This window comes from Stutzerimonas stutzeri, assembly GCF_000935215.1.
Lineage (GTDB): Bacteria > Pseudomonadota > Gammaproteobacteria > Pseudomonadales > Pseudomonadaceae > Stutzerimonas.
Genome location: NZ_JXXD01000307.1, coordinates 1 through 11112, shown reverse-complemented (window position 1 = coordinate 11112; position 11112 = coordinate 1). Strand labels below are relative to the sequence as shown.

Annotated in this window: 11 protein-coding genes; 7 read left to right on the top strand and 4 right to left on the bottom strand. The window is 62.0% G+C overall.

From position 1 onward, the window contains the following. Positions 1–1314 (top strand): LuxR C-terminal-related transcriptional regulator (locus LO50_RS22245; protein WP_044316398.1); only part of this gene is annotated, 1314 nt, incomplete at its 5' end. Positions 1315–1484: 170 nt separating this feature from the next. Here LO50_RS22245 and LO50_RS22240 read toward each other — a convergent pair. The 4 genes from LO50_RS22240 to LO50_RS22225 all read right to left on the bottom strand — a co-directional run bounded on the left by LO50_RS22240 (position 1485) and on the right by LO50_RS22225 (position 3264). Then, entirely contained in the window at positions 1485–1754 is a 270-nt protein-coding gene (locus tag LO50_RS22240) for a DUF3509 domain-containing protein (protein WP_044316397.1), read from the bottom strand. Between the two features lie 116 nt (positions 1755–1870). Continuing rightward, positions 1871–2125, bottom strand: coding sequence for a YebG family protein (locus LO50_RS22235; protein ID WP_042922307.1), 255 nt, complete (start codon positions 2123–2125; stop codon positions 1871–1873). Positions 2126–2221: 96 nt separating this feature from the next. Then, positions 2222–2686 (bottom strand): hypothetical protein, encoded by a 465-nt coding sequence (locus LO50_RS22230; RefSeq protein WP_014819356.1) that lies wholly within the window; start codon positions 2684–2686, stop codon positions 2222–2224. Positions 2687–2808: 122 nt separating this feature from the next. After that, the gene (locus LO50_RS22225; protein ID WP_023444086.1) at positions 2809–3264 is read right to left on the bottom strand and encodes a DciA family protein; all 456 of its coding nucleotides are present in this window, start codon (positions 3262–3264) and stop codon (positions 2809–2811) included. A gap of 282 nt (positions 3265–3546) precedes the next feature. On the opposite strand from LO50_RS22225, the gene secA reads away from it, so the two are divergent. The 6 genes from secA to LO50_RS22195 all read left to right on the top strand — a co-directional run. After that, positions 3547–6285: a preprotein translocase subunit SecA gene (gene secA / locus LO50_RS22220; protein ID WP_023444087.1), complete on the top strand. Its 2739-nt coding sequence runs from the start codon at positions 3547–3549 to the stop codon at positions 6283–6285. Between the two features lie 114 nt (positions 6286–6399). Continuing rightward, positions 6400–7617 (top strand): bifunctional glutamate N-acetyltransferase/amino-acid acetyltransferase ArgJ, encoded by a 1218-nt coding sequence (argJ, locus tag LO50_RS22215; protein ID WP_044316396.1) that lies wholly within the window; start codon positions 6400–6402, stop codon positions 7615–7617. Positions 7618–7740: 123 nt separating this feature from the next. Further along, positions 7741–8373, top strand: coding sequence for a glutathione S-transferase family protein (locus tag LO50_RS22210; protein ID WP_023444089.1), 633 nt, complete (start codon positions 7741–7743; stop codon positions 8371–8373). Then, positions 8370–9311 carry a Nudix family hydrolase gene (locus tag LO50_RS22205; RefSeq protein WP_044316395.1) on the top strand — a complete coding sequence of 314 codons (942 nt, stop codon included), beginning with the start codon at positions 8370–8372 and terminating at the stop codon, positions 9309–9311. The genes LO50_RS22210 and LO50_RS22205 overlap by 4 nt, the downstream gene beginning before the upstream one ends. Before the next feature lie 168 nt (positions 9312–9479). Beyond that, positions 9480–10043, top strand: coding sequence for an alkyl hydroperoxide reductase subunit C (ahpC, locus tag LO50_RS22200; RefSeq protein WP_003284760.1), 564 nt, complete (start codon positions 9480–9482; stop codon positions 10041–10043). A gap of 120 nt (positions 10044–10163) precedes the next feature. Further along, the coding region (locus LO50_RS22195) for a thioredoxin family protein (protein WP_044316394.1) at positions 10164–11112 on the top strand (949 nt) is incomplete at its 3' end.

The window sequence follows — 11112 nt, the reverse complement described above, 5'->3', positions numbered from 1 at the left end:
CAAGCCCAGTTATTGGCTCAGTGGCAGGCCCTTCGGGGGTTTCTGGCCCGCCTGCGCGGTGAGCCCGAGGCACGCCAGAACTGCTTGCAGGCGCTAGAGGTACTGTCCGATCACGCCTGGGCGCAGCGCGTGCTTTGTTATCAGGTGCTTACGCAGCAAGCGATGGCCGAAGGTGAGCTCGACCTTGCCCAGCAATACAACAGCGAAGGCATGAAGCTCGCACGGCTGAAAGGTAGCGTGCTCTACGAAGTGATGCTCAGCGTCGATCGAATCCAGTTGCTTGAACTCACCGGTGAGTTCGAGCGTGCGGTCGGCGTGCTCAACGAGACACTCCAGGCGTTGCGTGACTCCGTCCGGCGCAGCCCTCTCATCGGCAGGCTGCAACTGCTGCAGGGGCATCTGCTGGCTTACCAGGGGCTCGACGAGCCGGCGCAGGAGGCATATCAGCTCGGTAAGGCGGAGACCGAAACCTGCGGTGATTCCTACTGTTTCTTCGGTTATGTCGGGCTTGCCGAGCTTGCCGCGCGCAGTCACGAGTTTGCCTGCGCCTATCACTGGCTGCGGGACGCCGAGCGCCTGTCTCAGTGGCGACATGTACCTGAGGCGAGATTCCGCGGCATCCTGCCGCTGATAAACGGTGTGGCCTGGCTGCATCAGGGCGAGCTGCGCAAGGCGCGTGGTGCGCTGTATCAGGTACTGGAACTGTATGAAGGACGGGGTTACCTGTCGCCGTCCGGATTCTACGAGCTGTTGCCTCGGGTGCGGCGCTATCTGGCGGTCATCGATGTGCTCGAGGGACAGCCAGCACGAGCGATCACAGCCTTGCGTGAGCAGATCGAGCAGAACCTGCTTGCCCAGCGTCTGGGGCTGGCATGCGAGTGTCGTTTCAGTCTGGCGGAAGCGTTACAGGCCGATGGCCAGGTCGCCGAGGCGGAGCTGGAGCTGCGTCTGGCGCTCAGCGAGGCCGCGCGTCAGCATCTGGTCAAGCCCTTGTACGAACTACAGTATCGGCAGCCGCAATGGCTGGCGCGAGTGCTACCCGCAGCGAAGGGCGAATCGCTTCGGCAGCGGCTGCTGAGCTACGAGCGTGAGCCGGAAGTGACGCTCCCGGCAGCGGATGAAACGGTGCTCAGCAACCGCGAACTGACGGTGTTGCGGCTGATCGCCCAGGGGTGCTCGAACCAGGAAATTGCCGAACAGCTGTTCATATCCCTACATACCGTGAAGACCCATGCGCGCAGGATCAACACGAAGCTGGGCGTCGCTCGCCGTACCCAGGCGGTGGCGAAGGCCAAAGCGCTGGCCTGGCTCTGAGAACAAGCAGTTATCCAAGGGATCATTCATCGTCGCGCCTGAAACAGCAAAGTTCAGGCGCGACGATTCGCTGCAAGCCTGGCGGCTGTCAGACGAAGATGAATTCTTGTTTTTATTGGGTAAGTTTCGGGGCGGAGCGGCGCAACCTGCAGGCAGTCAGGTTGATGACATTACACTGGTGCGGGTTGCAAGCCTCCGTGGGACATCCGTTGTGGTAACTGCTCGCCGCGCTCGATGGCCAGACTGACTTGCAGGCTGGTGATGAGTCGCTGCAATTGCTGTTGATCGCGCCATTGGTCGGCACTGATGTAGCGCTTCACTGCAACGCCTTTCGAGCCCGTCAATGTCAGCAGAATGCTGCCATCGGGCTTCTCGATGCTGAAGTTGACGTTGTAGCGCGGACGAAAAACATCACTGATCTTCTGAAATGGACTCGTCATGCCTGGATACCTGTGTGAGGGTTGCCAGCAATGGACCAGGCAAGGCGATGACAAGTTTCCCGGGCGCAACGGCTTGACTGCCGCAAAAATGTCGCGGGCATACCTGCCATCTCATTTCATACCTGCGCAGTCAGCTCCGTCAGAACATCGGGGCTGCTCTTGAATGCCTTGGCAAACAACTCGCGGTGCCTGGCCATGTAGATGCCGATGTCTTCGGCTTGCTGTTCGCTCAGCGACGGCGAAGCTTGCTGCAGCACCGCAGCTAGCGCCTCTGCCAGCTCAAGCATCTTGTCGTGACGATCGGCTTCGGCTTTATCCATGAACAAACGCTCCAGGTCCCGGCTGCTGCGGTACACCACTTCGACGGCCATTTACCACCTCGGTCATTGGCAGATTGATACTGTTTATTTGTACAGCATAAGCGGCTGCGGCGAAGATTGAAAGTCTGCGCAGGAAGCGGGGTTTCGTCAGTTCTTGAATCGGCCTTGCACGCGCTCGGCCCGAAACTCCAGTGTGGCGGCGCGGTAACCGGCGCGCAGCAGCGGTAGCGGCAGGCAGGATTCCCAGCTTGCGCCGGGCTGCAGGCCACCTGCCCCCTGGTAGTCCGGTGCATCGTAGGCGCGTCGCGCCAGGTTGGTGCGCGAGCCCGGCGCATAGGCGGCGACTTCCCACTGCAGGCTCTGCAACTTCTTGTCGGTGTGATTGTGCAGGCGCACATGCAGCGGCTGCCCGCCGGCGCAGCGACGAGGGTCGTGAGTCAGCTGAATTTCGATACGAGCGAGCAACTGCTCTTCGCGATGCTCCTGCCAGAGTACCCAGCCAGCGACCAAGGCAAGGCCGAGCACGGCACCCAGTGAAATGGGTACGGCCCTGAATGGATAGCGGATCAGCAGTACCAGCCAGGTCAGGATGAGCAGAGCGCCAATCAGCATGGTCGAGTACCGACGATCAGGTGGTTGGGCAGCATGAACGTCCTCCGTTGCGATGGGGGCATGCTAACCCGTGGCGGCGGACCCCGGGCAACAACGAAGTGGCAAGCATTTGTCGCAGGATGTCAGTCGTCCACTTTGCTGCGGCTGGCCAGACGTTCCAGTGCAGCGCGAAGCTTAGGGTCGCGGATGCCATCAGCTGCCGCCTGAATGCTGTCGGCGGCGTTGCTCGAAAGCGGTTGCGTACGCGCCGGCGTGTGCCTGGGCGGGGGCGGTGGCTGTACCTTGAACTGGATACGCGTCAGGCCCGCGAACTCTTCGAGCACTTCCAGTTGACGTTGCAGACGCCGCTGCTGATAGCGCAGCCGTGTCGCCCAGTGGCCGTCGGTGACGATAAGCAGCAGACAACCTTCGCGCCAGGATGCCACGCGGCAGTGTTCGCGTGCTGCGGGCTGCAACTGGCTCTCCAGCAGCTGTTGCAGACGATCGAGCCGAAGCGCTTCGCCGAACAAAGCTCTGAGCGGCTTCGCTTCGCGCAACAATGAGGCAGGAGCACGAGCCGGCGACGGGCGAAAGGCCATGATGGTCCGAGATGCTTGGTAGAAGCGTGAATGGTAGCAGAAGCCGGTTCGGGGAATATCCTGCCGCCTCCGGCGTTGGCGTGCTGCGCAAATGCCCAGCCTAGAGGGTTTATCGCCTGCCAGCTGCGAATATACAGGTACCCGGTAGCGCGTCCGTTGCGTCATGGTGCTGCGCAGTCAGGCACCTTTCCTCACTGCCGTTTCCGAGTAGAATGGCCCCTTTGCACGCAGCCGTGACCTCGCGGACGTGCCTCCATCCCCAGCATGGAAGTCTTTGTCGATATGTTTGCGCCTTTATTGAAGAAACTCTTTGGAAGCAAGAATGAGCGTGAGGTCAAACGCATGCTCAAGGCGGTGCAGTCCGTCAATGCCCTCGAAGAGCAGATGCTGTCGCTCTCCGACGAGCAACTGCGCAGCAAGACCGAAGAGTTCAAGGCCCGTCTCGAGAAAGGCGAAACCCTCGATCAGATCCTCCCCGAAGCATTCGCCGTCTGCCGCGAAGCGGGCAAGCGCGTCATGGGCATGCGCCACTTCGATGTCCAGTTGATCGGTGGCATGACCCTGCACGAAGGGCGCATCGCCGAGATGCGTACCGGTGAAGGCAAGACCCTGGTGGCTACCCTGGCCGTTTACCTCAATGCGCTGGCCGGCAAAGGTGTGCACGTAGTCACGGTCAACGACTACCTGGCGCGACGCGATGCCAACTGGATGCGCCCGCTGTACGAATTCCTTGGCCTCTCGGTCGGCATCGTCACCCCGTTCCAGCCGCCGGAAGAAAAGCGCGCTGCCTACGCAGCCGACATTACCTATGGCACCAACAACGAGTTCGGCTTCGACTACCTGCGTGACAACATGGCGTTCAGCCTGCAGGAAAAGAACCAGCGCGAACTCAACTTCGCCGTGATCGACGAAGTCGACTCCATCCTGATCGACGAAGCGCGCACACCGCTGATCATTTCCGGCCAGGCTGAAGACAGCTCCAAGCTTTACCAGCAGATCAACCTGCTCATTCCACGCCTTACCCAGCACATCGAGGAAGAGGAGGGAGTCGTTACTCAGGAAGGGCATTTCTCCATCGATGAGAAAACCCGCCAGGTCGAGCTGAACGAACAGGGTCACCAGTATATCGAGGAGCTGCTGACCCAAGCCGGTCTGCTGGCCGAGGGCGAAAGCCTCTATTCGGCGCATAACCTCGGTTTGCTGACACATGTGTATTCTGGCCTGCGCGCCCACAAGCTGTTCCATCGCAACGTCGAATACATCGTGCAGAACAACCAGGTGCTGCTGATCGACGAGCACACCGGCCGCACCATGCCGGGCCGTCGTCTTTCCGAAGGCCTGCACCAGGCCATCGAAGCGAAGGAAGGCCTGCAGATTCAGCCGGAGAGCCAGACCCTGGCTTCGACCACCTTCCAGAACTACTTCCGCCTGTACAAGAAGCTGGCCGGCATGACCGGTACCGCCGACACCGAAGCGTTCGAGTTCCAGCAGATCTACAACCTGCCGGTGGTGGTCATCCCGACCAATAGGCCGCTGGCGCGCAAGGACTTCAACGACCTGGTCTATCTGACCCAGGAAGAGAAGTTCGCCGCGATCATCTCCGACATCAAGGAGTGCCGGGAGCAGGGCCGTCCGGTGCTGGTCGGTACAGCCACCATCGAGTCCTCCGAATACGTGTCGCGCCTGCTGGAGGCCGAAGGTTTCGAGCACAAGGTGCTCAACGCCAAGCACCACGACAAGGAAGCCGAGATCATCGCCCAGGCCGGGCGCCCCGGTGCCGTGACCATCGCCACCAACATGGCCGGCCGTGGTACCGACATCCTGCTGGGCGGCAACTGGGAAGTGGAAGTCGCGGCGCTGGACAACCCGACCGAAGAACAGGTCGCGCAGATCAAGGCGGATTGGCAGAAGCGTCACCAGCAGGTCCTCGAAGCGGGCGGCCTGCACGTGATTGCATCCGAGCGTCATGAATCCCGTCGTATCGACAACCAGTTGCGCGGTCGTGCCGGTCGTCAGGGCGACCCGGGTTCGAGCCGTTTCTATCTGTCGCTGGAAGACAGCCTGATGCGCATCTTCGCCTCCGATCGGGTGAAGAACTTCATGAAGGCGCTGGGCATGGAGTCCGGCGAGGCCATCGAGCACCGCATGGTCACCAATGCCATTGAAAAGGCGCAGCGCAAGGTCGAAGGCCGCAACTTCGACATGCGCAAGCAGCTGCTCGAGTACGACGACGTGGCCAACGAGCAGCGCAAGGTGATCTACCACATGCGCAACAGCCTGCTCGCAGCCGATGAAATCGGCCAGACCATCGCCGAATTCCGCCAGGAAGCGCTGGATGCGGCGATCAGCGCGCACATCCCGCCGCAGTCGCTGCCTGAACAGTGGGATATCCCGGGCCTGGAGGCGGTGCTCTACAGCGATTTCGGTACGCGTCTGCCGGTCCAGCAGTGGCTCGACGAGGACGAAAAACTCTACGAGGAAACCCTGCGCGAGCGCATTCTCGAAGCGCTGTTGGCCGCCTACAACGAGAAGGAAGAGCTGGCTGGCGTCGAGGCACTGCGTTCCTTCGAGAAGCAGATCGTGCTGCGTGTGCTGGATGATCTGTGGAAAGACCACCTGTCGACCATGGACCACCTGCGTCACGGCATCCACCTGCGCGGCTACGCGCAGAAGAACCCGAAGCAGGAATACAAGCGCGAGTCCTTCACGCTGTTCCAGGACCTGCTCGAATCGATCAAGCGCGACAGCATCCGCGTGCTGTCCCATGTGCAGGTTCGTCGAGAAGATCCGGCCGAAGAAGAAGCCCGTCTGCGCCGCGAAGCCGAAGAGCTGGCCAAGCGCATGCAGTTCCAGCATGCCGAGGTGTCCGCGCTGGATCAGCCGGAGGAGGAGCCTGAGGTCGAAGGTCAGGCCGACGTCGCCGCGGCGCCGGTGCGTACCGAACCGAAGATCGGTCGCAACGAGCCTTGCCCGTGCGGATCGGGCAAGAAGTACAAGCATTGCCACGGGCAGGTTCAGTAAGTCCGACCTCGCCTGATGATTCCGCGCCGCGACCGGCTTCTGCCGCTCGCGGCGTTTTTGTCGCAACCCCTTTCTCGGCCTGTTGGCCATCCATTGTTCTGAAGGAGCGCATCCATGGCTGTCGGTCTTGGTCCTTTACCTACTCTGCACCCGGTACCCGGTTTCGAACTCGGCATCGCTTCGGCCGGCATCAAGCGACCAGGGCGTAAGGACGTAGTGATCATGCGCTGTGCCGAGGGCTCCCGTGTCGCCGGCGTGACCACCACCAACGCCTTCTGCGCTGCCCCCGTGCTCGTCACCCGCGAACGCATGCACGGCCCGGTGCGTTACCTGCTGACCAACACCGGTAACGCCAATGCCGGAACCGGCCCGCAAGGTCTTGCCGACGCCCGTCACACCTGTGCGGCCCTCGCGGCCATCACCGGAATCGACGAGACGGCCGTGCTGCCTTTCTCGACTGGCGTGATCGGTGAGCCGCTGCCGGTACAGAAGATCGAGTCGGCATTGCAGGCTGCACTCGACGATCTGTCGCCGGACCACTGGGCCGAGGCCGCGACCGGCATCATGACCACCGATACGCTGCCCAAGGGCGCCAGCCGTCAGTTCCAGCACGATGGCGTGACGGTGACCGTCACCGGCATCAGCAAGGGTGCCGGCATGATCCGGCCGAACATGGCGACCATGCTTGGCTATATCGCCACCGATGCCAAGGTGGCCGGCAGCGTATTGCAGAATCTGGTGCGCGATGCGGCGAACAAGTCGTTCAACCGCATCACCATCGACGGTGATACCTCCACCAACGATTGCTGCATGCTGATCGCCACCGGCCAGGCGGCTCTGCCGGAGATCACCTCCGCCTCCGGCGAGTTGTTCGGCAAGCTCAGGCAGGCGGTGCTGGAAGTCTTCATGGAAGTGGCTCAGGCCATCGTTCGCGATGGCGAAGGCGCGACCAAGTTCGTCACGGTGCAGGTCAACGGTGGCGGCAATCATCAGGAGTGCCTGGACGTCGCCTATGCCGTCGCGCATTCGCCGCTGATCAAGACCGCGCTGTTCGCCTCCGACCCGAACTGGGGCCGCATCCTCGCTGCGGTCGGCTACGCCGGCGTGCCAGACCTGGATGTGAGCAAGATCGATGTGTTCCTCGGCGAGGTCTGCATCGCCAGCCAGGGCGGGCGCTCGCCCAGCTACACGGAAGAGCAGGGCGCGGCGGTAATGGCCCGCGAGGAAATCACCATCCGTATCGAACTCGGACGTGGAGATTGCAGCGAGACCATCTGGACCACCGACCTGTCCCACGAGTACGTGAAGATCAACGCCGAATACCGAACCTGATCGAATCCTGCCCTTAGCTATTCCCGTTGTGCATGGCCCCATGTGCAACGGGAATTGCCATTTGCGCTTGCCGCGCTTTAACGTCCGCTGACTCTTCCGAAGGCAACTCGAGGTGCATCGGTCATGGCTCTGCAACTGGTAGTCGGCGACAAGAACTATTCATCCTGGTCGCTTCGCGCCGCGCTGGCAGTGGAACTGTCCGGCGCTGCGTGCGAACAGGTTCCGGTCTCACTCTATCGGCCGGACAGCCGAGCCCGGCTGCTGGCTTACTCGCCCACCGGCAAGGTGCCGGTGCTTCTGACCGAGGACGGCCCGGTGTGGGATTCGCTGGCAATCGCCGAATACCTGGCAGAGCAGTTCCCTGATGCAAACCTGTGGCCGCGTGAGCGCTATGCGCGCGCATTGGCGCGAAGTATCTGCGCGGAGATGCACAGCGGCTTTCAGGCACTGCGCAGCCATCTGCCGATGGATATGGCGCGCGGCCAGGCCTTGCCCGAGCTTCCCGATGCAGTGCAGGCAGACATCGAGCGAATCTGCGCCATCTGGAGCGGTTGCCGCGAGCGCTTTGGCCGGAGTGGTGATTATCTGTTTGGCCAGCCAAGCATTGCCGACGCCTTCTATGCGCCGGTGGCTTCGCGCCTGCGCAGTTATCAGGTGGCCTTGCCAGCTGCCGCAGCAAGCTACGTCGAGACGATCCATCAGTGGCCGGCTTTTCAGCGCTGGCATCGGAGTGCCCTGCAGGAAGTGCGAAAGTGAAACGAATCCATGTCGCCGCAGCCGTCATTCGTGGTGCCGACGGGCGCGTACTGATCGCCAAGCGCCCGCTCGACAAGCATCAGGGTGGGTTGTGGGAGTTTCCCGGCGGCAAGGTCGAGGCTGGTGAGCGCGTCGAGGCGGCGCTGGCGCGCGAGTTGCTGGAGGAGCTGGGCGTCGTCGTTACCGCGGCGCAGCCGCTGATCCAGGTGCGCCACGATTATCCGGACAAGCAGGTACTGCTCGATGTCTGGGAGGTGCACGCGTTTACCGGTGAACCCCACGGTGCGGAGGGCCAGCCGCTGATGTGGGTGACGGCGGATCAACTGACGAACTACAGCTTCCCGGCTGCGAACCAGCCGATCGTGGCGGCTGCGCGGCTGCCGCACCGTTATCTGATAACGCCGGATGGCCTCGCCCCGCAACGGTTGCTCGATGGACTCGCGCAAGCGCTGGATGACGGCATACGGCTGATCCAGCTGCGTGTGCCGTCGCTACCGCCTGCCGACTACCGTGCGTTGGCAGAGCGGGCGCTGGCCTTGTGCGAGGGGCGGGCTCAGCTGATGCTCAAGGGCCCGCTACAGTGGGCATGCGATTATCCCGAGGCTGGCTGGCATCTGACCGCCAGGCAGCTGCGTGAGCATGCGGGGCGGGAACGACCGATCGCGGCGAACCGCTGGTTGGCGGCGTCCTGTCACGATGCCGAGGAGCTGGCGCTGGCTGCTGCATTGGGAGTAGATTTCGTCACGTTGTCGCCAGTGCTGGCGACCGCCAGCCATCCGGATGCCTCACCGTTGGGCTGGGCGCAGGTCGCGGATTTGCTGCTAGGCTTCGACCGACCGGCCTACCTGCTGGGCGGACTTCAGGCGTCCGACCTGTCCCCGGCACGCCAGGCAGGTGCGCAGGGTGTCGCTGCGATTCGAGCGTTCTGGCCGGATTGAACGGCTGGCGCTGATGCAGGTCACTGGCGATGCTGCTGTAAACTGATAAATGTGTCTTCGATAGATTAAAGCAATCGCGGTCATTCCCTTAATCAATTAACGGTATGCTGCTGGCTGCGTTATCGTAGGCCCCGTCAAAGTTTCTGAACCCCCTAAAGGAGTTAGCAGATGTCGCTGATCAACACTCAAGTTCAACCCTTCAAAGTCAATGCCTTCCACAATGGCAAGTTCATCGAAGTCACCGAAGAATCCCTGAAGGGCAAGTGGTCCGTGCTGATCTTCATGCCGGCTGCCTTCACCTTCAACTGCCCGACTGAAATCGAAGACGCTGCCAACAGCTACGCCGAATTCCAGAAGGCCGGTACCGAAGTTTACATCGTCACCACCGACACCCACTTCTCGCACAAGGTCTGGCACGAGACTTCCCCTGCCGTTGGCAAGGCGCAGTTCCCGCTGATCGGTGACCCGACTCACCAGCTGACCCGCGCTTTCGGTGTGCACATCGAAGAAGAAGGTCTGGCCCTGCGTGGCACCTTCCTGATCAACCCGGAAGGCGTGATCAAGACCGTCGAAATCCACTCCAACGAGATCGCTCGTGACGTGTCGGAAACCCTGCGCAAGCTGAAAGCTGCTCAGTACACCGCCGCTCACCCGGGTGAAGTTTGCCCGGCCAAGTGGAAAGAAGGCGAGAAGACCCTGGCTCCTTCGCTGGACCTGGTCGGCAAGATCTAAGGCTTCGCCTATCTGCCCTGCGTGCTGGAGGGCTTTTCAAAGCCCTCTGGCAACCCAACGCCTGGACGCGAACCGTCCGGGCGTTTTATTTCCTGAATTCCGTACGGGGTACCGCTGCTCATGTTGGACACCAATCTCAAGACCCAGTTGAAAGCCTGCCTGGAGAAGGTCACCCAGCCCTTCGAGATCGTCGCGTCCCTCGATGACGGCGAGAAATCCCGGGAAATGCTGAGCCTGCTGCAGGACATCGCCGGCCTCAGCGACAAGATCACCCTGAAGACCGATGGCAACGATGCACGCAGGCCGTCGTTCTCGCTCAACCGCATCGGCGGCAACATCAGCCTGCGCTTCGCCGGCATCCCCATGGGCCACGAATTCACCTCGCTGGTGCTGGCCCTGCTGCAGGTCGGCGGCCACCCGTCGAAGACGGCGCCGGAGGTGATCGAGCAGATCAAGGCGCTGGACGGCGACTACAGCTTCGAAACCTACTTCTCGCTGTCCTGCCAGAACTGCCCGGACGTGGTCCAGGCGCTGAACCTGATGGCGGTGCTCAACCCGAACATCAAGCACGTCGCCATCGACGGCGCGCTGTTCCAGGACGAAGTCGAAGCCCGTCAGATCATGTCGGTGCCGAGCATCTACCTCAACGGCGAACTGTTTACCCAGGGCCGCATGAGCGAGGAAGAGATTCTTGCCAAGCTCGACACCGGCTCCAGCGCCCGTGACGCCGAGAAGCTCAAGGCCAAGGATGCCTTCGACGTGCTGGTGGTCGGCGGTGGCCCGGCAGGCGCCGCAGCGGCCATCTACGCGGCGCGCAAGGGCATCCGCACCGGTGTCGCCGCCGAGCGCTTCGGCGGCCAGGTGCTCGACACCATGGCCATCGAGAACTTCATCTCGGTGAAGGAAACCGAAGGCCCGAAACTGGCCCGCGCGCTGGAAGAGCATGTGCGTGAGTACGACGTCGACATCATCAACCTGCAACGCGCCAGCCAGCTGATCCCGGCCGGTGACGACGGCCTGCATCGCGTGCAGTTCGAGAACGGCGGCGAGCTCAAGGCCAAGACCCTGA